The following is a 20329-nucleotide window of genomic DNA, read 5'->3' on the forward strand; positions in this document are numbered from 1 at the left end:
AACTGCTTTTTTGCCGCATGAGCAGGATTTGGGCAGATTTCCGACATTTGTGATCACACGTCCAAAAAGTGTGATCACAAATGTTTTCCGGTCACGCTCCGGGCTGATTCGAAGTGAGCGCTCTCAGTTCAGCCAGACCATGAACAAAAGCGCATCGCCGCGGAACATCTCGGCGAAACGGTTGAGGTTGCCCTCGTCGACGACGGGCCCGGTTTCCATGTAGCGGACCAGCCCGTGCCCGTGCAGCCAGGTCACGATGTCGATGGGCACCGGGTCCTGCAACAGCCGGGCGACGTTCACGCCGCCCTTGCCCTCCAGCCGCCAGTGCCCGACCAGCTGCTTGCCCAGCAGCACGTCCTCGGCATCCTGCAACACCGCCAGCCAGCGGTCGGCCGTGTCCTCCGGCAGGGTGATGCCCAGCGCCGAGACCTGGCCGCGCGCGGGGATCCACTCCGCGTTGTTGTCGGTCTCCTGCGGCACCATCTCCCAGAACCGCCGGTTCGCCGCGACCATGGCCAGCAGGTTGTCACGCGCGGCGTGGACATGCGCCACGTCCGGTTGCCGGTTCACCGCGCCGTAGATCACCGCGAAGGCGTCGACAAACCTCTCCTGCCCGGTGAACCAGAAATAATAGTCCGACGAGCGCGCGCCGCGCAGCGCCTGCATCTGCGCGATGCTGGTGTTGACCTCCTCGATCACCTCGGTCGGATCGAAGGCCAGCACCAGGTGGCCAAAGCCCTCCAGCAGATGGGTATAGGCCTCCAGCCAGGCGGCATCGGCGCTGTCAAAGCGCACCGTCAGCGCGTTCAGGTCCTGCGGCAGGCCCTGTCCCAGCGCGGCACCGGCGGCGTCCAGCAGGCCCTCGCCCGCGTCCGGGGCGCCGTTGCCGTTGATGTCGAACCAGAGCCGCGTCAGGTCCAGCGTCACGCCAAATTCACCGGTGGCGCCGCGCAGGTCCTCGCGCGCCGTCGCCATGTCGGCGACGAGGTCGCGGAACAGGTCCGCCACCAGCGCGGCATAGAACGGTTCGGCCGCGGGGTTGTCGGGCAGGGGCAGGCGCAGCACCGGCAGGTCCATGTCGCCGAAATCCGCGTTGTGGCGATAGCGCAGCTGCAAGGTCTTCTCGATGGCCAGCAGGAACCGCAGGCCGCCCAGGGCAAAGTCTCGCCCCGGGCTGGCGGGTTCGGCCTCCAGCGCGGTCAGCGTGTCGGTCAGCCCCACCGAGGCAACCAGCGGCGTCAGGTCGATGTCAGGTGGGGTGTCCTGCGCGGCGGCGGCGCCGGTCAGGGCGAGAAGGGCGGCAAATGCAAACCGGGTCATGACGCCACCATGCGCGCCGGACATGCGGCATTCAAGCCGTGTTTCCACCCGCCGCCCGGCCGGGTCAGGCCGCCGGCCTTGACCGGGGTATCGCGCACCGCGCTGGCCCGGGTGTCGTGCTTGAAACGCGCCCGGTTGGCGGCCCCCAGGATGGCGGTTCAGGCGCAGCCGAATCGGAAACCCCGCTCGCGAAAGCCGGCAAACGTGCCCCCGCGAGGTAGGGCCAGGGTCGGACCGGGGGGCAGAGGGTCTCGCAACTTTTTGTTGCGACGTGAGGTCTTGGATAATTTATCGAGGTTGTATTATCGGCGAAAAATCCGCCGGGGGGTGTTTTCCCTTAGGCCACGGCACCCGTTTTCTGGCATCCTTGGTGGATTAAGCATCTTTTGATGCACCCGCCGAACCTACCGGCGGGGCAAGGCAGGACTTTACGGCGAGCATCGGGCACCCAAAGGTAATAAGTAGAAAAGGGAAAATTATGAAACTACTGTCACTTGCGCTGATTGCTTCAGGCGCGCTGGCATTCGGGGCCTCCGATACCCGGGCGGCGACCCTTGATTTCATCGCGTTTTCAAACAACAACGAACATGGCGTGGTCAGCGGAACCACCATCACCGATGCGGCGTTTGACGGCGAGGCGGTGACCTTCTTCGCCAACAGCACGTTCTATCCGTACTTCGACCACGGCAACGCGGGCCTTGGCGTCTGCCAGAACGTCGCAAATCCCGGCGCCACCGCCAGCGGCGGAACCGGCAACATGTGTACCTCCGGTTCGGCCGATGACAACGTGACCGTGACCGAAGCGGTTACGATCGCCTGGCAAGGCGCGCGAACCCTCAGCAACCTGCTGTTCTCGAAGGAAGGGCACACGTTGTTCGCCTCCACGAACACGCAGACGCTGCTGTTCGGCATCAACGGCGGGTCGCTGGCGCGCTACACCTTCGGCGAGTTGATGGGCCTGACCTTCAACGGCGTGACCAGCGCGACCTTCGGGTTCGATGACGCGTCGTTCGATCCGGTCATCGGCCGGGGCCTGGCGCGCAACAACGAACAGTTCTACCTCGCCGCGGCCACCATCTCGCCGGTTCCGCTGCCGGCTTCGCTGCCGCTGATGCTGGCGGGCATGGTCGGGCTTGGCTGGTTCGGACGTCGCCGCAAATCGTCCTGACTGCGGCCAGCCGACACAAAGCAAAAAAGCCCCGGTGCATCACCGGGGCTTTTTCATTCCGTGTCGGTCGCGCCCCGAAAGGCTCAGGCCAGCGATCCGTCGATCGCCTTGCAGGCCTCGACCAGACCCTTGACCGCCTTGACCGAGGTGTCGAACATCTCCTGCTCTTCCTTGTTGAGCTTGATGTTGACCACCTTCTCGACGCCACCGGCGCCGATCACGGTCGGCACGCCGACATACATGCCGTTCAGGCCGAACTCGCCGTCGCAGTAGGCGGCGCAGGGCAGCACGCGCTTCTGGTCCTTGAGATAGGCCTCGGCCATCTCGATCGCCGAGGTGGCGGGCGCATAATAGGCCGAGCCGGTCTTCAGCAGGCCGACGATCTCGGCGCCTCCGTCACGGGTGCGCTGCACGATGGCGTCCAGCTTTTCCTTGGTGGTCCAGCCCATCTCGATCAGGTCGGGCAGCGGGATGCCGGCGACGGTGGAATAACGCACCGACGGCACCATGGTGTCGCCGTGGCCGCCCAGCACGAAGGCGGTGACGTCCTTCATCGACACGTCGAATTCCAGGCTCAGGAAGTGGCGGAAGCGCGCCGAGTCGAGCACGCCGGCCATGCCGCAGACCTTGTGCGCGGGCAGGCCCGAAAACTGCTGGAGGGCCCAGACCATGGCGTCCAGCGGGTTGGTGATGCAGATGACAAAGGCGTCGGGCGCGTTGTCGCGGATGCCTTCGCCGACCGATTTCATCACCTTGAGGTTGATGCCCAGCAGGTCGTCGCGCGACATGCCCGGCTTGCGCGCCACGCCGGCGGTGACGATGCAGACGTCGGCACCGGCGATGTCGGCATAGTCCTGCGTGCCCTTCAGGCGCGCGTCAAAGCCTTCGGAGGGACCGGACTCGGCGATGTCCAGCGACTTGCCTTCGGGCACGCCCTCGGCGATGTCGAACAGGACGATGTCGCCCAGTTCCTTCATTGCTGCAAGGTGGGCAAGCGTGCCACCGATCTGTCCCGCACCGATCAGGGCGATCTTGGGTCTGGCCATGGAATTGAACTCCGCTCCTGCGTTAATTTGGCGGTGTGCCTACGCCCTGACGCGGCTCCGCGCAAGGGCGCTGCGCTGCGGCGCTTGGTCCGGGGGGCCTTGTCCGGCCCGGTGCGGTCGGGATAAGGACCTGTAGCGCGACACGAATTCCCAGGTGCAGGCATGGATCTCCTTACGGCGCCCGTCATTGCGGTGGCCATTCCGGCCGTCATCTTTGCCGGCATCTCCAAGGGCGGCTTCGGTTCGGGCGTGGCCTTTGCCAGCTCCTCGATTCTCGCCATCATGCTGGATCCCGGCACCGCGCTGGGACTGATGCTGCCGCTGTTGATGCTGATCGACGTGGCCAGCCTGCCGGCCTACTGGCGCAAGTGGGACTGGGGCGCGGCCAAGGTGCTGCTGATCGGCTCGATCCCCGGCACGCTGCTGGGCGCGCTGTTCTACGCCTGGACGGACCCGGACACGGTGCGCCTGCTGATCGGCCTTGTCGCGCTGCTGTTCGTCGCCTGGCAGATGGTGGTCAAGCTTGGCCTGATCCGGCTGGGCGGGACCAGTTTCGGCCCCGGGGTCGGCCTGACCCTGGGGGTGGTGCTGGGCTTCACCAGCTTTGTCAGCCATGCCGGCGGGCCGGCGGCCTCGGTCTACCTGCTTGGGCAGAAACTGCGCAAGACGACGTTCCAGGCCACCACCGTGCTGGTGTTCTGGGCGGTCAACCTGTCGAAATCCGGCATCTACGCCGGGATGGGGATCTTTACCCTCGACACGCTGAAGCTGGCGGCGCTCCTGATGCCCTTTGCGCTTCTGGGCACCTGGCTGGGGGTCAAGGCGCACCACATGGTGCCGGAACGCTGGTTCTTTGCCTTCGCCTACGTCGCGCTCAGCCTGACCGGGGCCAAGCTGGTCTGGGACGCGCTCACCTGACCGCGCCTGGGGAGGCCGTGTTTCACCGAAACGCCGGCCCCCCTTTGGCTCACGCAGGGTCCCCCTTGGGCGGCAGGACCTCGGCCAGCTCCTCGAAGGCCTGGCCGCTGGCGACAAGGCAGGTGATGCCGTTGGCCATGGTCACGGTGATGGTCCAGGATCCCGACTCGGGTGAGGCAAAGACCTCCATCACCGCATTGTTGGCGCCCAGGCCCATGCTCTGCCGGGTCTCGCCGTATTTCGTCGCCAGCCGGTCGACCACCTGGTCGCGCGGCGCGCAGTGGCGCAGGTCCTGCGCGTGGACCAGGCTCGCCGCCCCGATCAGGAGGCCGGCCGAGAGCATCGTCAACTTGAAGAACTTCTCCGTCATAGTCCCACCTTTCGGCTGTGCGCCGGACCTGTCGCGCGGCTTTGCCGCGGGTCCGGCGCAGGGTAAGTCCCCTCTGGTCTGGCCCGGCATCCCTGTGGCCGCAGGCCCATGCCGCGTTCAACGACATGGCAACATCGTCCGCCCGCGCCCCTTCCAATCCGGTTAACGCACCGCGCGTTGCCTCAAATCGACGGGATTTGTGGGCCGTTCGGTCAAATCGACAGGATTTGACGCGCCGTTGTATACGATGATAGACCGATTTCTGCGCTGCGGCGTATTTTGGCTTGAACTATCCGGCAAAAAATGCGCATCTCTGCGCAACAATATTACCCGAGGAGACTCAGATGGACCTGCGCGCGCGCCCCTACCGTTCCGTCCTCTACATTCCCGGCTCCAAGGAGCGGGCGCTGGAAAAGGCGCGCACGCTGCCGGTCGACGCGGTGATCTTCGATCTCGAGGATGCCGTCGCCCCGGCCGAGAAAACCGCCGCCCGCGCCACCCTGGCCGAGGCGCTGTCGCGCCCCTACGGCAACCGCACGCGGATCGTCCGCATCAACGGCTTTGACACCGAATGGGGGCAGGACGATGCCCGCGCCGCCGATGCCATGGACTGCGACGCCCTCCTGCTGCCCAAGGTCGAGAGCACCGCGCAACTGGACGCGCTGGCCGCCCTGACGGACAAGCCGCTGTGGGCGATGATGGAAACCCCCGCCGGGATGCTTGCGGCCGCTGAAATCGCCGCCCACCCGCGCCTTGCCGGCATGGTCATGGGCACCAACGACCTCGCCAAGGAGCTGAACGCCCGCTTCCGCGCCGACCGCCTGCCCATGCTCACCGGCATCGGCCTGTGCCTGCTGGCCGCCAAGGCGCACGGCGTGATCATCGTCGACGGCGTCTACAACGCCTTCAAGGACGACGACGGCCTGCGCGCCGAATGCGCCCAGGGCCGTGACATGGGCATGGACGGCAAGACGCTGATCCACCCCGCGCAGGTCGATATCGCCAACGCCGCCTTTGCCCCCGATGCCGCCGAGATCGACCTCGCCCGCCGCCAGATCGACGCCTATGAGGAGGCCGCGAGGGCCGGGCAGGGGGTGGCCGTGGTCGACGGCAAGATCGTCGAGAACCTGCACGTCGAGACCGCCCGCAAGACGCTGGCCAAGGCCGAAGCCATTGCAGCCCTGACCGAATGACCGCAGGCTCCCGCCAGCAAACAGGGAGACTGACATGGCTCTATTGATTCTCGGCGTAGCGCTCTGGTGGGCCGCGCATTTCTTCAAGCGCATCGCCCCCGGCATCCGCGAACCCATGGGCGACAAGGGCAAGGGCCCGGTCGCGCTGGCGCTGGCGCTGTCCGTCGTGCTGATGATCTTCGGCTACCGCATGGCCGACGGCGCCTTTTTCTGGGGCCGCTCGCCCGCCACCGTGGGCATCATGAACCTGCTGGTGCTGGCCGCCATCTACCTGATGAGCCCCGCCGCCAAGAAGGGCAAGCTGCTGGCCGGGATGCGCCACCCGATGCTGACCGGCTTTGCCCTCTGGGCGCTCGCGCACCTCTTGGTGAACGGCGACGTGCCCAGCTTTGTCCTGTTCGGCGGCCTCGCGCTGTGGGCGCTGGCGGAAATCGTCGTCATCAACCGCGCCGAGCCGAACTGGACCCCGCGCACACCCGGCCCCATCGCCAAGGACGGCATCTTCATGGCCGCCTCGCTGGTGCTGCTGGTGGTCATCGGTTACGTCCACGGCCTGCTTGGCTACCCTGCCTTCGGATGACGCCATGAAACTCTACCGCTTCCTGACCGAGGACGACACCTCGGCCTTCTGCCACAAGGTCACCGCGGCCCTCAACAAGGGGTGGGCGCTGCACGGCGGCCCCACCTACGCCTTCGACGCCGCCAACGGCGTCATGCGCTGCGGCCAGGCGGTCGTCAAAGAGGTGGACGGCACCTACACCCCCGATACCAAGCTGGGAGATCACTGAGACATGGCCAAGACCAATCCGGGCCGCTTCTTCGAAGACTACCGCGTCGGCGAGGTCATCGACCACGCCGTGCCGCGCACCATCTCGGGCGGCGAGCGCGCGCTGTATCACGCGCTCTACCCGATGCGCCACGCGCTCTATTCCTCGGACGAATTCGCCCGGAGCTGCGGTCTGCCCGCCGCCCCCATCGACGACCTCGCCGCCTTTCACATCGTCTTTGGCAAGACGGTGCCGGATGTCTCGCTGAACGCGGTGGCCAACCTCGGCTATGCCGAGGGGCGCTGGCTGAAGCCGGTCTGGCCGGGCGACACCATCCGCTCGCAGTCCGAGGTGATCGGGCTGAAGCAGAACTCCAACGGCCGCACCGGCGTGGTCTACGTCCGCTCGCGCGGGATCAACCAGCACGGCGAAACGGTGATGGAATACGCTCGCTGGGTCATGCTGCGCAAACGCGACATGGACGCCCCCGCGCCCGATCCGGTGATCCCCGATCTGAAGTCCACCGTCGATCCGGCCGACCTGGTGATCCCGGAGGGGCTGGACTTCTCGAACTACGACTTCACCCTCGCCGGTGAGCGGCACCGCCTGTCGGACTACGCGGTGGGCGAGACCATCGACCACGTCGACGGTGTCACCATCGAGGAGGCCGAGCACATGATGGCCACCCGCCTTTGGCAGAACACCTCCAAGGTCCACTTCGACGTCACCGCGCGCCCCGATCAGCGGCTGATCTACGGCGGTCACGTGATCTCCATGGCGCGCGCGCTGTCGTTCAACGGGCTGGCCAACGCGCAGATGATCGTCGGGCTGAACGGCGGCGCGCACGCCAACCCCTGCCTCGCCGGCAACACGGTCAAGGCCTGGTCCGAGGTGCTGGACACCGCTCAGACCAGCGCCCCCGGCGTCGGCGCGATCCGCCTGCGGCTGGTCGCCACCAAGGGCGGCGGCCCGTTCGAGCTGAAAGGCCCGGATGGCAAATACCTGCCCGACGTGCTGCTGGACCTCGACTACTGGGCCTTGATGCCGGTCTGAGCGCGAGCCGCGCGAAAAACCGCTGGAGCGGGCGCGCGCCGCCCGCCTACCATCGTCCCCAAGGGCCGAATCGGCCCGCTCAGGGGATCACCGCGCATGACCTTCCCACCCGCACCGCCGGCACCGCCCGCCTTCCTGAAACGGTCCGCGCCGCGCGCGCTGCTGGCGGGCGCACTGGCGCTGGCCAGCCTGACCGCCCCCGCCCGGGCCGACGAGGCCGAGGAGGCCTTTGTCGAGGCCAACATCCTCGCCATCTTCTACCACGAGCTTGGCCACGCCATGATCGACCTCTTGCAGCTGCCCGTCTACGGCCAGGAAGAGGACGCCGCCGACGTCGCATCGATCCTGCTGATCGACTGGATGTTCGAGCCGGCGTCGGCGCTCGACCTCGCCTACGACGCCTCCTTCGGCTTTGCCGCCGAGGCGATGATGCGCGATCACGAGGACTACGAGATCGCCTGGTGGGACAGCCACGGCCCCGACGAACAGCGCTTTTACAACACCGTGTGCCTCTTCTACGGCGCCAACACCGAGGACCGCGACGATTTCGCCGCCGACATGGGCCTGCCCCAAGAGCGCGCCGAGGTCTGCGAGGAGGAATTCAACCTCGCCTGGTCCAGCTGGCGCCCGGTGCTGGAGGATCTCTCCGACGCCGGCGGCCACCCGCTGGCGTTCGTCTCCGAGGACGACAGCCCGCTGGCCCGGCTGATGGCCGATGAGATCGCCGAGCTGAACACGATCTTCCGCTGGCCCGAACCGCTGACCGTCGTCGTCGAGGACTGCGGAGAGCCGAACGCCTTCTACGTCGCCGACGGCCCCGAGATCGTCATGTGCACCGAGTTCCCGCCCTACCTGCGCGACCTTTACAGGCTGTCCGAATAGGCCCCCGGTCCACGGTCACCGTCTCGTGACTTGCGCGCGGCGCGGCGCGGGCGTGTCATCGCCGCCATGCGCCTCCTGCCCATCCTTGTCCTCTGCCTGCTGCCGCTGCGGCTTGCCGCCTGCGAAATCGCGCTGGTGCTGGCGGTGGACGTGTCCGGCTCGGTCGACGTGCAGGAATACGACATCCAGATGCAGGGCCTTGCCGCCGCGCTGCGCGACGGCGCGGTGGTCGGCGCGCTGGTCGAGGGCCGCGCCCGGGTCGCCCTGCTGCAATGGACCGGCAATTCGCGCCAGCAGGTCACGCTGCCCTGGCGCGAGATCGCCAGCTTTGCCGAGGCCGAGGCGCTGGCCCGCGACATCGAAACCGCGCCGCGCGCCTGGCGCCACTTCTCCACCGCCATCGGCGAGGCCCTGCGCGCCGCCATCGCGCTGTTCGCCGAGGTGCCCGACTGCCGCCGCCGGGTGATCGACCTGTCCGGCGACGGGCTGTCCAACGAAGGCCCCGAACCGGCCACCCTGAAACCCGCGCTCGGCGCGCAGGGCATCGTGGTCAACGCGCTGGCGATCGAGGGGGCCGAGGCGGATCTCACCGCCTATTTCTACGAAAACGTCATCCACGGCCCCGGCGCCTTTGTCGCCACGGCGAACGGCTACGCCGACTACCCCAGGCGCATCCGGCAAAAGCTGCTGCGTGAAATCACCAAGCAGACCGCCGCAGGCGCGACACCCGCGCCCCCGGGCTCGATTCCCGCGGAACGGATGCAAACCCCGCAACGTTAGCGCAAATACTGTGATCACACTCCGCGGGAGTGTGATCACAAGACCGGAAAATCCGGCCAGTTGCGCCAAAAAACCGCAGAATTTCGCGGGGGTGCCCCGTGACACGCCCTTTGAAAGAGGTAGAACAGACTCAACGGAACCGAAAGGACACCTCCATGGCCGACGTGAACCGGGGCAACCGCCCGCTGTCTCCGCACCTGCAAGTCTACCGCCCGCAACTGACCTCGATCACCTCCATCCTGACCCGGATCACCGGCAACGCGCTGCTGATCGGGTCGTTGATGATCGTCTGGTGGTTTCTCGCCGCGGCGACCTCGCCCGAGTATTTCGCCTATGCCGACGCGGTGCTGACCTCGTGGTTCGGGGACGTGGTGATGCTCGGTTCGGCCTGGGCGATCTGGTATCACCTGCTGGCCGGTGTCCGTCACCTGATCTGGGACGAAGCCAAGATGCTCGAGATCGAGCGCGCCGAGATGCTCGGCTGGGGCGTGATCATCGGCTCCTTCGTCCTGACCATCTTCACCATCGTCGTCGTCTGAGGAGAGACCCATGGCATTCCTGACCGACCGCAAGCGCGCCGTGGGCTGGGGCGCGGCCAAATCCGGAACCGCGCACCACTGGGCGATGAAGAAAAGCTCGGTGGCGCTGCTGATCCTGGTGCCGTTCTTCGTCTTCACCTTCGGCTCCGCGCTGGGCGGCAGCTACGAGGAAATCACCGCCTATTACGCGCGGCCCTTCCCGGCCATCGTCGCGGCGCTGACCATTCTTGTCGGCTTTCACCACTTCAACATGGGTGTGCAGGTCCTGATCGAGGACTACGTTCATGGTCCGATGGAAAAGATCCTGATCCTGGCGATGACCTGCCTCAGCTACGGCGCGGCCGCTGTCGGCGTCTTTGCCGTCGCCCGCCTCGCGCTCTAGCCGCGACCTCCCACACTGACAGCGGCGGGCGCCCCCTGCGCGGCCCCGTCCCCCGCACAAGATCGATAGGTAAACACCAATGGCAGCATACGAATACGAGACGCATGACTATGACGTCGTGGTCGTGGGGGCGGGCGGCGCCGGTCTGCGCGCCACCCTCGGCATGGCCGAACAGGGCCTGCGCACCGCCTGCGTGACCAAGGTCTTTCCGACCCGGTCGCACACCGTCGCGGCACAGGGCGGCATCGCCGCCTCGCTGTCGAACATGGGGCCGGACAACTGGCAGTGGCACATGTACGACACCGTCAAGGGGTCCGACTGGCTGGGCGACACCGACGCCATGGAATACCTCGCCCGCGAGGCGCCCAAGGCGGTCTACGAGCTGGAGCACTACGGCGTGCCCTTCTCGCGCACCGCAGAAGGCAAGATCTACCAGCGTCCCTTTGGCGGCCACACCACCGAGTTCGGCGAAGGCCCGCCGGTGCAGCGCACCTGCGCCGCCGCCGACCGCACCGGCCACGCCATCCTGCACACGCTCTACGGCCAGTCGCTGAAGAACAACGCCGAGTTCTACATCGAGTATTTCGCCATCGACCTCTTGATGGAGGACGGCGTCTGCAAGGGTGTGCTCTGCTGGAAGCTGGACGACGGCACCTTCCACGTCTTCAACGCCAAGATGGTCGTGCTGGCCACCGGCGGCTACGGCCGCGCCTATTTCTCGGCCACCTCCGCCCACACCTGCACCGGCGACGGCGGCGGCATGGTGGCCCGCGCGGGCCTGCCGCTCCAGGACATGGAGTTCGTGCAGTTCCACCCCACCGGCATCTACGGCTCGGGCTGCCTCATCACCGAGGGCGCGCGCGGCGAAGGCGGCTACCTGACCAACTCCGAGGGCGAACGCTTCATGGAACGTTACGCCCCCAACTACAAGGACCTCGCGCCGCGCGACTACGTCAGCCGCTGCATGACGATGGAAATCCGCGAAGGCCGCGGCGTGGGCAAGGAGGGGGATCACATCCACCTGAACCTGTCGCACCTGCCGAAAGAGGCGCTGGCCGAACGCCTGCCCGGCATCTCCGAAAGCGCCAAGATCTTTGCCGGTGTCGACGTCACCAAGGAGCCGATCCCGGTCCTGCCCACCGTGCACTACAACATGGGCGGCATCCCGACGAACTACTGGGGCGAGGTTCTGGACCCCACCGAGGGCGACCCCAACCGCATCGTGCCCGGCCTGATGGCCGTGGGCGAGGCCGGCTGCGCCTCAGTCCACGGCGCCAACCGGCTTGGCTCCAACTCGCTGATCGACCTCGTCGTCTTTGGCCGCGCCGCCGCGATCCGCGCCGGCAAGGTCGTCGACCGTGAAAGCGCCGTGCCGACCGCGCCCAAGTCCCAGATCGACAAGGCGTTTGACCGTTTCGACGGCATCCGCAACGCCAAGGGCACGATGCCCACCGCCGAACTGCGCCTTGAGATGCAGAAGACCATGCAGCGCGACGCCGCCGTCTTCCGCACCGCCAAGACCATGGCCGACGGCGTCGAGGCGATGACCGCCATCGCCGCCAAGATGGACGACATCAAGGTCACCGACCGCAGCCTGGTCTGGAACTCCGACCTGATGGAGTCGCTGGAACTGACCAACCTGATGCCCAACGCGCTGGCCACCATCGTCGGCGCCGAGGCGCGCAAGGAATCGCGCGGCGCCCACGCGCACGAGGATTTCGCCACCCGCGACGATGAAAACTGGCGCGTCCACACCATCAGCCGCGTCGACGGACCGAAGGTCGACCTGACCTACCGCCCGGTGATCACCGACCCCCTCACCACCGAAGAGCAGGGCGGCATCGAGCTCAAGCGCATCGCCCCCAAGGCGCGGACCTTCTGATGCGCACCATCGCCGGGACAAAGGGCGGGGCAGGGCGCGCGGGCGCCCCGCGCCGTCACGCCCGCGCCCCGGCGCTGGTCGCGGGCCTTCTCCTGCTCACCGCCTGCACGCCGCAGTCGCAGGACCAGATCGCCCGCAACGCCGCGCGTTCGGCGCTGACCCCGGTGGTGATGGAACAATTCCCCGGCGTGCCGGTGGAACCGACGCTGAACTGCCTCATCGACAACGCCAGCGCGCAGCAGATCCGCACGCTGGCGGCGGACGCCCTGCTTGGCCCGAACGAGAACACGCTCCAGATCACGCGGGACATCGCGTCCAAACCCGAAACCCTCCGCTGCCTGGCCACGACCGGCCTGCCAGCCCTGCTTCGCTAAGGAGAGAGAGATGGTCCAATTCACGCTCCCCAAGAATTCGCAGATCAAGACCGGCAAGACCTGGCCCAAGCCCGAGGGCGCGAAAAACGTCCGCAAGTTCCAGATCTACCGCTGGAACCCCGATGACGGCAAGAACCCGCAGGTCGACACCTATTTCCTCGACATGGACAGCTGCGGCCCGATGGTCCTGGACGCGCTGATCAAGATCAAGAACGAGATCGACCCCACCCTGACCTTCCGCCGCTCCTGCCGCGAAGGGATCTGCGGGTCCTGCGCGATGAACATCGACGGCATCAACACGCTGGCCTGCATCTACGGCCTCGACGAGATCACCGGCGACGTCAAGATCTACCCGCTGCCGCACATGCCGGTGGTCAAGGACCTGATCCCCGACCTGACCCATTTCTACGCCCAGCACGCCAGCATCATGCCCTGGCTGGAGACCAAGACCAACCGCCCGGCCAAGGAATGGCGCCAGTCCATCGAGGACCGCAAGAAACTCGACGGTCTCTATGAATGCGTGATGTGCGCGTCCTGCTCGACCGCCTGCCCGTCCTACTGGTGGAACGGCGACCGCTACCTCGGCCCGGCCGCGCTGCTGCACGCCTACCGCTGGATCATCGACAGCCGCGACGAGGCGACGGGTGAGCGGCTCGACCAGCTCGAGGATCCGTTCAAGCTGTACCGCTGCCACACCATCATGAACTGCGCCAAGACCTGCCCCAAGGGCCTGAACCCGGCGCTGGCAATTGCCGAGATCAAGAAGATGATGGTCGACCGCGCGGTCTGACACCCGCCGCACCGCCGAAATGCAACCGCCCCGAGAAGCTTGCCGGCGTCTCGGGGTTTTGCCTTGTCATGCAAACGCGTCCCGGTCTCGTTTGCCGCGTGCCGCGGACCATTCCAAACCGCACCCAGGCTCGGGCGCGCCCCTCCTACGGCCGAACGACCCCCGGGCCTTTCGCCGATCGACCCAAACGACTAGGGAAAGCGCATGCTTGTCGTCGTCGGTCTCATCCTCGCCTTTGTCCTGATCGCGGTGTTTTCCAACCGGGCCACGCGGCACTGCCGCTGGCGCGAACGCCGCCACGGCGACGCCAGTTCATGGACCTGCATCCATTGTGGCGCGCGTGTCGAGGGCAAACCGGGCGAACCGCCCCGCACCTGCCTGCGCGCCTGATCCTCAGCGCCGCGCCCACCAGTCCGACGGCTTTTTCCGCGTGCCATGCCCGCGCGCCAGCCACAGCGCCACCCGCCGCAGCCGCCCCAAAGCCAACCGCAGCCACAGCCGGTCCCGCAGCCGCGTGAAATCCCGGTTGAACGGGCAGACCCGCATGCAGATCGCGCAGTCCGTCGCCGTCTTGGCCCAGAAGCCAAAGCATTTCTCGGCGTCCGAGGTCCATTTCCGCACCCCCCGGATCGCCGACACATTCGGCCCCGCGTCCGTCGGCGGCCCGTAGGGCAGCGCCTTGACCGGGCAGGCGTCGGCGCATTTCGTGCAGATGTCGCAGAACGCCCGCACCCCGCGCGGCGTGGGCGCGTCATGCGCCAGCGGCAGGTTGGTGAAGATCTTGGAAAACCGCAGGCGCGGGCCGAACTCGGGCGTAATGACCAGCTGGTTGCGCGCGTATTCGCCCAAGCCCGCCTTGACCGCGTAGGGGATCACCAGCGCGGTGTCGTTCATCGACGGCACAGCCTCGTAGCCCAGGTTGCGCAGGTAGGCGGCCAACTGCATCGCCACCGCCGCCTCGTGGCTGTATTCGCGCCCCGTTGCCGCCCCGGCCAGCGCCGAGGGGTAGGTCGCCACCAACTCGCGGTCCATCTCGTGGCCCAGCACGATGACCGAGGTCAGCCCCTCGGGCAGGCCGTGCGGCGCCTCGCTCATGTCGCGGGTGTCGACCCGGCTGGCGTACAGCCAGCGGCGGTCGAAATCGGTGATGCCGCACAGATCGGCGCCAAAGAACCGCGCCACCCGCTTGACCTCTGCCGCCGCCGCCTCCGGCCCGCCCATCTCGGCGCGGTCTTCGGCGACCGGCGTGTCGCAGCGGATCGGCGCCTGGAACCCCTCGCGCACCCCGTCCTGCGCCTGCCGGTTGGAAATCAGGTCGGACACCAGCCAGGCCGCGTTGCGCAGGGCAAAGTCGCGCTGGCTGAAGCCGTCGCCCCGGCGCGGCGCGGCCTCCATCCGGTAGGAGGCGAAAAAGGCGTCCGTCTTCGCGCTGCGCACCTTCGGATCCCAGAAGGCGCGGGTAAAGATGTCGTTGCGCTGGGTGAACGGCTCAAAATCCTCCGTGACCTCGATCCCGGCGGCGGAATCGCCGTCCTGTCGCGGGTCGGGTCTGTTGCGGGGCCAGGTCATGCCGCCACCCTAGGGGGCGGCCGTGCGGCGGTAAACGGGGCAGATGCGGGACCCCATGGACAGCCCGCGACACCCCCGGCACTGTGGCGATCAAAGGAGCGCCCGCCGATGTCCAGCCTCGCCTTCCTCTGTCCGCCTGCGCTTGACGGCCGCATCCCGCCGCCCCGCCCGGCGGCGAAATTCCTGCCGGAGTGGTTCCGCGCCCTGCCGCGTGCGCTGGGCATGCCCGATGCGCACGGATTGCAGGCCCATACCGTGCGCGCCTGCCTGCCGGTGACCGATGCCTTTGCCCTGGGCTGGATCATCCCGCTGCCGTTCGACATCCAGACCTCGCGCGACAGCTTTGGCCAGCTGCGCTTTCACTGGGCCACGGACCTGCCCTTTGCCCCGGTCGAACAGCACCACCCGGCGCAGATCGGCGCCTATGACGCGCCGTTCCATGGGCGGATGCCGCTGAAATTCATCAACCCCTGGCGCATCGTCCTGCCGCCCGGCTGGTCGGCCGCCTTCCTGCACCCGGTCAACCATTTCGAACTGCCGTTCACCGCCTTCAACGGCGTCGTCGACTGCGACGCGCTCGAGGTGCCGGTCAACATCCCCTTTCTCTGGACGGACCCGGGCGAAGGGGTGGCGCTGCCCGCCGGAACGCCCATGGTGCAGGTCGTGCCCTTCGAACGGCGGGCTGCCATCACCGACGCGACCGTTCGCGCCGAAACCGCGACCGAGGCCGAGGCGCGCGCCGCGGCCCTTGCCCGCAAGTACGGCGAAGAGTCGGTCTATGCCCGCGAATGGCGTCACCGGCACGACCGCGAACCGCCCCCCTGACCGGCGCCACCTTGCCTTTCGCCGCATTCAGGGGTTCAGTCGCGGGAAAAAGGGAGTCCGCACATGACCCAACCGCCTGACGCAGAGGCCCGCCGCGCCATCGCCCCGGTGATCTGCTACCCCGTTGAGACCCTGCCGAAACCGGACCTTGGCCTCTACCGCGCCGCGCTGGAGGGGGCAGAGATCACCCACACCACTCGCGCCGCCCCGCGCGAGGCCTGCACCTTTGCCGTCCCGGCCGGGCACTTCTTTCGCATCGTCTCTGTCGAGGGGCCGCAGGTGGGCGACCTCAACCTGTGGAACGCGCACGACCTGACGGAACGCTTCTATTCCGGCAAGACCCGCGCGCTGCACGGCACCCATGTCACCACCGGCGACCGGCTGTGGTCCAGCTTTCCCTTCCTGCGTCAGATGGCGACCATCGTCGCCGACACGCTGGACTGGTACGGCTTCGATGCCTTCGGCGGGTCGGTGCATGACGTGATCGGCACGCGCTGCGACCCCTACACCGGCAACCTGCTGTCCGGCACGCACTACCACCACTGCTGCCATTCCAACCTGATCCGCGCCCTGTCCGCGGCGCGCGGGTTGTCCACGGGTGAGGCCGAGCGTCACGTGCATGACGTGCTGAACGTCTTCATGTGCACCGGCTTCACCCGCGACACCGGGCAGTATTTCATGAAGGCCAGCCCGGTGCGCCCCGGCGACCACCTGACCTTTTTCGCAGAGATCGACCTGCTGGGCGCGCTCAGCGCCTGTCCCGGCGGCGATTGCTCGGCCGAACACAGCTCGGACACCTCCGCCTGCTATCCGCTTCAGGTGGAGGTGCTGCGCCCGGTCCCGGGCGCGCTGGCAGGCTGGCACAGCCCGCGTGTCAACGGCTACGACCGCAGTCACGGCATGGGGGGCGGGGCCTGAGCCCCGCCCGCCTAACCGGCGAAGGCCGCCTCCAGCGCGATCTCGACCATTTCGCCAAACGATTGCTCGCGGTCCTTCGACGGCATCGCCTCGCCAGTGATGAGGTGATCGGAAACCGTCAGCACCGCCAGCGCCCGCGCGCCAAAACGGGCGGCGACGCAATACAGCTCCGCCGCTTCCATTTCCACCGCAAGCACCCCGTGCCGCACCATCTGTTCATTGAGGTCCGGCCGCTCGTCATAGAAAACATCCGACGAATAGATCCCGCCGACATGCGGAGTCACACCCTTGGCCCGCGCCGCATCGACCGCCGCCGCCAACAGCCCGTAATCCGCGCAGGGCGCATAGCTCAACTCGCGGAACAGCCCCTTTGACGGAGTCGAAATGGTTGACGCAGTCATCGCGATGACGATATCGCGGATCTTCACGTCCTTTTGCATCGCGCCGCAGGACCCGATGCGGATCAGCGTCCTGGCGCCATAGTCCCGCAGCAGTTCATTGGCATAGATCGACAGGCTGGGCATTCCCATGCCCGAGCCCTGGATCGACACCCGGTGGCCGCGCCAGGTGCCGGTAAAGCCCGACATCCCGCGCACCTCGTTGACGCAGCGCACGTCGTCGAGAAAGGTCTTCGCGGCCCATTCGGCGCGCCGGGGATCGCCGGGCATCAGGACCGTTTCGGCGATCTCCCCCGGGGCCGCTCCGATATGAATGGTCATGTCAGAGCGCGAGATCTTCCAGCGACTTGCCCGCCTTCAGCGCGTCGATCACCCAGTTCGGCTTGCGTCCGCGGCCGGTCCAGGTCTGGCTCGGGTCGGCGGGGTTGGCGTATTTCGGGGCGCCCTTGCTGCCTTTCGGCGCGCCTTCCAGCACGTCGTCCAGCGAATAGCCATAGGCCTTCACGGCCTTTTCTGCGGCGCGTTTCGCCTCGGCCTTGCGGCGCATGTCCACCGTTTTCATCGCCTTTTGCGCGTCGATGATCAATTGCTGCAATTCATCGCGCGTCAGGTTTTCCAGGTCCATTTCCATCTCTGCCGTCCTTTTGTTGTTTTGCGTGTTCTGATCGGGGAGTTGTGGGGTTTCAAGTGACAGTTTGTGTCAATCTTTGGAATTTTCAAGAATTCGTGGCGCAAGCTGGTGCTATTCAGCGCCAATACGCTTTGGTATAGACAATAGCTGATCTTTTGGCGAAATCAAAAGACCGCAGATATGCCGCAATGCAGCAAGGCAAAAGCCCGCCGAAACGGCGGGCTTTTCAAATCCGGACCAGGGAAATGGGCGGGTTATTGCGCCGCGACAGAGGCGGGATCGGCCAGCGTCACGATATCGCGCATGATGGCATTCAGCTCGAAATCCTTGGGGGTGTAGACCTGCGCCACCCCCATCGCCGTCAGCCGCCGCGCGTCCTCGTCGGGGATGATGCCGCCGACGATCACCGGCACATGGCCCAGCCCCTCGGCCCGCATCCGGTCCATCAGTTCCTCGACCAGCGGGATGTGACTGCCCGACAGGATCGACAGGCCGACCACATGCGCGCCGTTGCGCGCCGCCTCGACGATCTGTTCGGGCGTCAGGCGGATGCCCTCGTAGTCGATCTCCATGCCGCAGTCCCGCGCGCGAAAGGCGATCTGCTCGGCGCCGTTGGAATGGCCGTCCAGCCCCGGCTTGCCCACCAGGAACCGCAGCCGCGTGCCCAGCCGGTCGCTGACCGCGTCCACCGCGGCGCGCAGGTCGTCCAGCCCCTCGGTCTTGTTGGACACCGCGCGCGACACGCCGGTAGGGCCGCGATACTCGCCGAACACCGCGCGCATCTGCGCCGCCCATTCGCCCGTCGTCACCCCGGCCCGCGCGCAGAGGATGCTGGCCGGCATGACGTTGCGCCCCGCCACCGCCGCCGCCCGCAGGTCCGCCAGTGCTGCCTTGACCATGCCCTCGTTGCGGTCCGCGCGCCAGGCGTTCAGCCGGTCGATCTGCTCCTGCTCCACCGCCGGGTCGACGGTCATGATGCCGCCGTCCGCGTCCATCAGCGGGCTGGGCTCGCCGTGGGTGAACTTGTTGACGCCCACCACCACGGTTTCGCCCCGCTCGATCCGGTTCAGCCGCTCGGCGTTGCTGTCGACCAGCCGGCCCTTCATGTATTCGATCGCCTCGACCGCGCCGCCCATGCTGTCGATATTGGCCAGCTCGGCCCGAGCGCCCGCCTTCAGCTCGGTCACCTTGGCATCCACCGCCGGGTTGCCGTCGAACAGGTCGTCGAATTCCAAGAGGTCGGTCTCGAATGCCATGATCTGCTGCATCCGCATTGACCATTGCTGGTCCCAGGGGCGCGGCAGGCCCAGCGCCTCGTTCCAGGCGGGCAGCTGCACCGCGCGCGCGCGGGCCTTTTTCGACAGCGTCACCGCCAGCATTTCAATGAGAATGCGGTAGACGTTGTTTTCCGGCTGCTGCTCGGTCAGGCCCAGGCTGTTGACCTGCACGCCGTAGCGGAACCGCCGCACCTTGGGGTCCTCCACGCCGTAACGTTCCTGCAGGATCTCATCCCAGAGATCGACAAAGGCGCGCATCTTGCACATCTCGGTGACAAACCGGATGCCCGCGTTGACAAAGAAAGAGATGCGCCCGCACAGCGTCGGGAAATCCTCGGCCGGGACGCGGGTCTTCAGCTCGTCCAGCACCGCGATGGCAGTGGCCAGCGCAAAGGCCAGCTCCTGTTCCGGCGTCGCCCCCGCCTCCTGCAAGTGGTAGGAACAGACGTTCATCGGGTTCCACTTGGGCACATTGATATAGCAGTACTCCGCCACGTCGCCGATCAGCTTGAGGCTGGGTTTCGGCGGGCAGATGTAGGTGCCGCGCGACAGGTATTCCTTGATCAGGTCGTTCTGCACCGTGCCTTGCAGTTGCGACACGTCCGCGCCCTGTTCCTCGGCCACCGCGATATAGAGCGCCAGCAGCCAGGGGGCGGTGGCGTTGATCGTCATCGAGGTGTTCATCTGGTCCAGCGGGATCTGGTCGAACAGCGCGCGCATGTCGCCCAGGTGGCAGACCGGCACGCCGACCTTGCCCACCTCGCCGCGCGCCAGCACGTGATCGCTGTCATAGCCGGTCTGCGTCGGCAGGTCGAAGGCCACGGACAGGCCGGTCTGCCCCTTGGACAGGTTGCTGCGGTAGAGCGCGTTCGAGGCCTGCGCGGTCGAATGTCCGGCATAGGTGCGGATGAGCCAGGGTTTGTCGCGGGGCGGCATCGGCGTGTCGGTCATCGGGGCCTCCGTTGGGCGTGAATCGTGGTCGGCAATCTTGTTGCGTCCAGGCATGGATAAGCGAAATATTATGTCGCTGTCAATTCGCCGCGACGCAGCGCGAGCAGGTGCAGAATACTGCCCGCCCGGCGGAAGGAAAGCCGGAAGGCCCCCGCGCGCCGATGCCGCGGTGCCGCATCGGCGGGGCAGGGGGCGCAGAGGGGTTCGCGGTGCTTTCGGCGGGGGCTTTCGGGGGCGTTTCCGGTTTTGTACAAATAGACATAAATCGCGTACAGGACGTACATAACGTACAAAAC

General features: G+C 66.8%; 23 protein-coding genes. 16 read left to right on the forward strand and 7 right to left on the reverse strand.

Annotated elements, in window-relative coordinates:
- Positions 1–123: 123 nt before the first annotated feature.
- Positions 124–1320 carry a hypothetical protein gene (locus tag MAA8898_RS17865; RefSeq protein ID WP_094022388.1) on the reverse strand — a complete coding sequence of 399 codons (1197 nt, stop codon included), beginning with the start codon at positions 1318–1320 and terminating at the stop codon, positions 124–126.
- 592 nt (positions 1321–1912) lie between these two features.
- Between MAA8898_RS17865 and MAA8898_RS17870 the strand changes: the two genes are divergently transcribed.
- Entirely contained in the window at positions 1913–2488 is a 576-nt protein-coding gene (locus MAA8898_RS17870; protein WP_176445215.1) for a VPLPA-CTERM sorting domain-containing protein, read from the forward strand.
- Positions 2489–2571: 83 nt separating this feature from the next.
- On the opposite strand, the gene mdh is transcribed toward MAA8898_RS17870, so the two are convergent.
- Positions 2572–3534, reverse strand: coding sequence for a malate dehydrogenase (gene mdh, locus MAA8898_RS17875; RefSeq protein ID WP_094022390.1), 963 nt, complete (start codon positions 3532–3534; stop codon positions 2572–2574).
- A 162-nt stretch (positions 3535–3696) separates the two neighbouring features.
- On the opposite strand from mdh, the gene MAA8898_RS17880 reads away from it, so the two are divergent.
- Positions 3697–4452, forward strand: a complete 756-nt coding sequence (locus MAA8898_RS17880; protein ID WP_094022391.1) for a sulfite exporter TauE/SafE family protein — start codon at positions 3697–3699, stop codon at positions 4450–4452.
- Positions 4453–4501: 49 nt separating this feature from the next.
- Here the strand turns inward: MAA8898_RS17880 and MAA8898_RS17885 are convergent, their stop codons facing one another.
- Positions 4502–4822, reverse strand: a complete 321-nt coding sequence (locus tag MAA8898_RS17885) for a hypothetical protein (protein ID WP_176445216.1) — start codon at positions 4820–4822, stop codon at positions 4502–4504.
- Between the two features lie 344 nt (positions 4823–5166).
- On the opposite strand from MAA8898_RS17885, the gene MAA8898_RS17890 reads away from it, so the two are divergent.
- The 12 genes from MAA8898_RS17890 to MAA8898_RS17945 all read left to right on the forward strand — a co-directional run bounded on the left by MAA8898_RS17890 (position 5167) and on the right by MAA8898_RS17945 (position 13854).
- A complete protein-coding gene (locus tag MAA8898_RS17890) occupies positions 5167–6015 on the forward strand; it encodes an HpcH/HpaI aldolase/citrate lyase family protein (RefSeq protein ID WP_094022392.1) in 849 nt (282 codons plus the stop codon).
- A gap of 34 nt (positions 6016–6049) precedes the next feature.
- The gene (locus MAA8898_RS17895) at positions 6050–6595 is read left to right on the forward strand and encodes an NnrU family protein (RefSeq protein WP_094022393.1); all 546 of its coding nucleotides are present in this window, start codon (positions 6050–6052) and stop codon (positions 6593–6595) included.
- A 4-nt stretch (positions 6596–6599) separates the two neighbouring features.
- A complete protein-coding gene (locus MAA8898_RS17900; RefSeq protein ID WP_094022394.1) occupies positions 6600–6803 on the forward strand; it encodes a DUF1737 domain-containing protein in 204 nt (67 codons plus the stop codon).
- Positions 6804–6806: 3 nt separating this feature from the next.
- Positions 6807–7835 carry a MaoC family dehydratase gene (locus MAA8898_RS17905; RefSeq protein ID WP_094022395.1) on the forward strand — a complete coding sequence of 343 codons (1029 nt, stop codon included), beginning with the start codon at positions 6807–6809 and terminating at the stop codon, positions 7833–7835.
- A 96-nt stretch (positions 7836–7931) separates the two neighbouring features.
- Positions 7932–8717: a DUF4344 domain-containing metallopeptidase gene (locus MAA8898_RS17910; protein ID WP_094022396.1), complete on the forward strand. Its 786-nt coding sequence runs from the start codon at positions 7932–7934 to the stop codon at positions 8715–8717.
- Positions 8718–8783: 66 nt separating this feature from the next.
- On the forward strand, positions 8784–9497 hold the full coding sequence (locus MAA8898_RS17915) for a DUF1194 domain-containing protein (RefSeq protein WP_176445217.1): 714 nt from the start codon (positions 8784–8786) through the stop codon (positions 9495–9497).
- Between the two features lie 155 nt (positions 9498–9652).
- Positions 9653–10036 carry a succinate dehydrogenase, cytochrome b556 subunit gene (gene sdhC / locus MAA8898_RS17920; RefSeq protein ID WP_094022397.1) on the forward strand — a complete coding sequence of 128 codons (384 nt, stop codon included), beginning with the start codon at positions 9653–9655 and terminating at the stop codon, positions 10034–10036.
- 10 nt (positions 10037–10046) lie between these two features.
- Positions 10047–10418: a succinate dehydrogenase, hydrophobic membrane anchor protein gene (sdhD, locus tag MAA8898_RS17925; RefSeq protein ID WP_094022398.1), complete on the forward strand. Its 372-nt coding sequence runs from the start codon at positions 10047–10049 to the stop codon at positions 10416–10418.
- 79 nt (positions 10419–10497) lie between these two features.
- A complete protein-coding gene (gene sdhA, locus MAA8898_RS17930; RefSeq protein ID WP_094022399.1) occupies positions 10498–12300 on the forward strand; it encodes a succinate dehydrogenase flavoprotein subunit in 1803 nt (600 codons plus the stop codon).
- Entirely contained in the window at positions 12300–12674 is a 375-nt protein-coding gene (locus MAA8898_RS17935; RefSeq protein WP_245853473.1) for a hypothetical protein, read from the forward strand. The genes sdhA and MAA8898_RS17935 overlap by 1 nt, the downstream gene beginning before the upstream one ends.
- Positions 12675–12684: 10 nt before the next feature.
- Entirely contained in the window at positions 12685–13464 is a 780-nt protein-coding gene (locus MAA8898_RS17940; protein ID WP_094022400.1) for a succinate dehydrogenase iron-sulfur subunit, read from the forward strand.
- A 204-nt stretch (positions 13465–13668) separates the two neighbouring features.
- The gene (locus tag MAA8898_RS17945; protein ID WP_094022401.1) at positions 13669–13854 is read left to right on the forward strand and encodes a hypothetical protein; all 186 of its coding nucleotides are present in this window, start codon (positions 13669–13671) and stop codon (positions 13852–13854) included.
- 3 nt (positions 13855–13857) lie between these two features.
- Here MAA8898_RS17945 and MAA8898_RS17950 read toward each other — a convergent pair whose 3' ends face one another.
- Positions 13858–15033 carry a 4Fe-4S double cluster binding domain-containing protein gene (locus MAA8898_RS17950; RefSeq protein ID WP_094022402.1) on the reverse strand — a complete coding sequence of 392 codons (1176 nt, stop codon included), beginning with the start codon at positions 15031–15033 and terminating at the stop codon, positions 13858–13860.
- A 108-nt stretch (positions 15034–15141) separates the two neighbouring features.
- Between MAA8898_RS17950 and MAA8898_RS17955 the strand changes: the two genes are divergently transcribed.
- Together MAA8898_RS17955 and MAA8898_RS17960 are read left to right on the forward strand one after the other, a co-directional pair.
- Complete coding sequence (locus MAA8898_RS17955) at positions 15142–15858, forward strand: DUF6065 family protein (protein WP_094022403.1); 717 nt, start codon at positions 15142–15144, stop codon at positions 15856–15858.
- 63 nt (positions 15859–15921) lie between these two features.
- On the forward strand, positions 15922–16776 hold the full coding sequence (locus tag MAA8898_RS17960; protein ID WP_094022404.1) for an urea carboxylase-associated family protein: 855 nt from the start codon (positions 15922–15924) through the stop codon (positions 16774–16776).
- A gap of 11 nt (positions 16777–16787) precedes the next feature.
- Here the strand turns inward: MAA8898_RS17960 and deoD are convergent, their stop codons facing one another.
- From deoD to MAA8898_RS17975, 3 genes are all read right to left on the reverse strand, one after another.
- Complete coding sequence (deoD, locus tag MAA8898_RS17965) at positions 16788–17495, reverse strand: purine-nucleoside phosphorylase (protein ID WP_094022405.1); 708 nt, start codon at positions 17493–17495, stop codon at positions 16788–16790.
- Position 17496: 1 nt separating this feature from the next.
- On the reverse strand, positions 17497–17805 hold the full coding sequence (locus MAA8898_RS17970; RefSeq protein WP_094022406.1) for an H-NS histone family protein: 309 nt from the start codon (positions 17803–17805) through the stop codon (positions 17497–17499).
- A 254-nt stretch (positions 17806–18059) separates the two neighbouring features.
- Complete coding sequence (locus tag MAA8898_RS17975; protein ID WP_094022407.1) at positions 18060–20087, reverse strand: methylmalonyl-CoA mutase family protein; 2028 nt, start codon at positions 20085–20087, stop codon at positions 18060–18062.
- Positions 20088–20329 lie beyond the last annotated feature (242 nt).

The organism is Antarctobacter aquimaris (assembly GCF_900184945.1).
Lineage (GTDB): Bacteria > Pseudomonadota > Alphaproteobacteria > Rhodobacterales > Rhodobacteraceae > Maliponia > Maliponia aquimaris.

Coding starts and splice junctions, on each gene's coding strand:
- MAA8898_RS17865 (WP_094022388.1), bottom strand. CDS start 1,320: ATGACCCGGTTTGCATTTGCCGCCCTTCTCGCCCTGACCGGCGCCGCC.
- mdh (WP_094022390.1), bottom strand. CDS start 3,534: ATGGCCAGACCCAAGATCGCCCTGATCGGTGCGGGACAGATCGGTGGC.
- MAA8898_RS17880 (WP_094022391.1), top strand. CDS start 3,697: ATGGATCTCCTTACGGCGCCCGTCATTGCGGTGGCCATTCCGGCCGTC.
- MAA8898_RS17885 (WP_176445216.1), bottom strand. CDS start 4,822: ATGACGGAGAAGTTCTTCAAGTTGACGATGCTCTCGGCCGGCCTCCTG.
- MAA8898_RS17890 (WP_094022392.1), top strand. CDS start 5,167: ATGGACCTGCGCGCGCGCCCCTACCGTTCCGTCCTCTACATTCCCGGC.
- MAA8898_RS17895 (WP_094022393.1), top strand. CDS start 6,050: ATGGCTCTATTGATTCTCGGCGTAGCGCTCTGGTGGGCCGCGCATTTC.
- MAA8898_RS17900 (WP_094022394.1), top strand. CDS start 6,600: ATGAAACTCTACCGCTTCCTGACCGAGGACGACACCTCGGCCTTCTGC.
- MAA8898_RS17905 (WP_094022395.1), top strand. CDS start 6,807: ATGGCCAAGACCAATCCGGGCCGCTTCTTCGAAGACTACCGCGTCGGC.
- MAA8898_RS17910 (WP_094022396.1), top strand. CDS start 7,932: ATGACCTTCCCACCCGCACCGCCGGCACCGCCCGCCTTCCTGAAACGG.
- MAA8898_RS17915 (WP_176445217.1), top strand. CDS start 8,784: ATGCGCCTCCTGCCCATCCTTGTCCTCTGCCTGCTGCCGCTGCGGCTT.
- sdhC (WP_094022397.1), top strand. CDS start 9,653: ATGGCCGACGTGAACCGGGGCAACCGCCCGCTGTCTCCGCACCTGCAA.
- sdhD (WP_094022398.1), top strand. CDS start 10,047: ATGGCATTCCTGACCGACCGCAAGCGCGCCGTGGGCTGGGGCGCGGCC.
- sdhA (WP_094022399.1), top strand. CDS start 10,498: ATGGCAGCATACGAATACGAGACGCATGACTATGACGTCGTGGTCGTG.
- MAA8898_RS17935 (WP_245853473.1), top strand. CDS start 12,300: ATGCGCACCATCGCCGGGACAAAGGGCGGGGCAGGGCGCGCGGGCGCC.
- MAA8898_RS17940 (WP_094022400.1), top strand. CDS start 12,685: ATGGTCCAATTCACGCTCCCCAAGAATTCGCAGATCAAGACCGGCAAG.
- MAA8898_RS17945 (WP_094022401.1), top strand. CDS start 13,669: ATGCTTGTCGTCGTCGGTCTCATCCTCGCCTTTGTCCTGATCGCGGTG.
- MAA8898_RS17950 (WP_094022402.1), bottom strand. CDS start 15,033: ATGACCTGGCCCCGCAACAGACCCGACCCGCGACAGGACGGCGATTCC.
- MAA8898_RS17955 (WP_094022403.1), top strand. CDS start 15,142: ATGTCCAGCCTCGCCTTCCTCTGTCCGCCTGCGCTTGACGGCCGCATC.
- MAA8898_RS17960 (WP_094022404.1), top strand. CDS start 15,922: ATGACCCAACCGCCTGACGCAGAGGCCCGCCGCGCCATCGCCCCGGTG.
- deoD (WP_094022405.1), bottom strand. CDS start 17,495: ATGACCATTCATATCGGAGCGGCCCCGGGGGAGATCGCCGAAACGGTC.
- MAA8898_RS17970 (WP_094022406.1), bottom strand. CDS start 17,805: ATGGAAATGGACCTGGAAAACCTGACGCGCGATGAATTGCAGCAATTG.
- MAA8898_RS17975 (WP_094022407.1), bottom strand. CDS start 20,087: ATGCCTGGACGCAACAAGATTGCCGACCACGATTCACGCCCAACGGAG.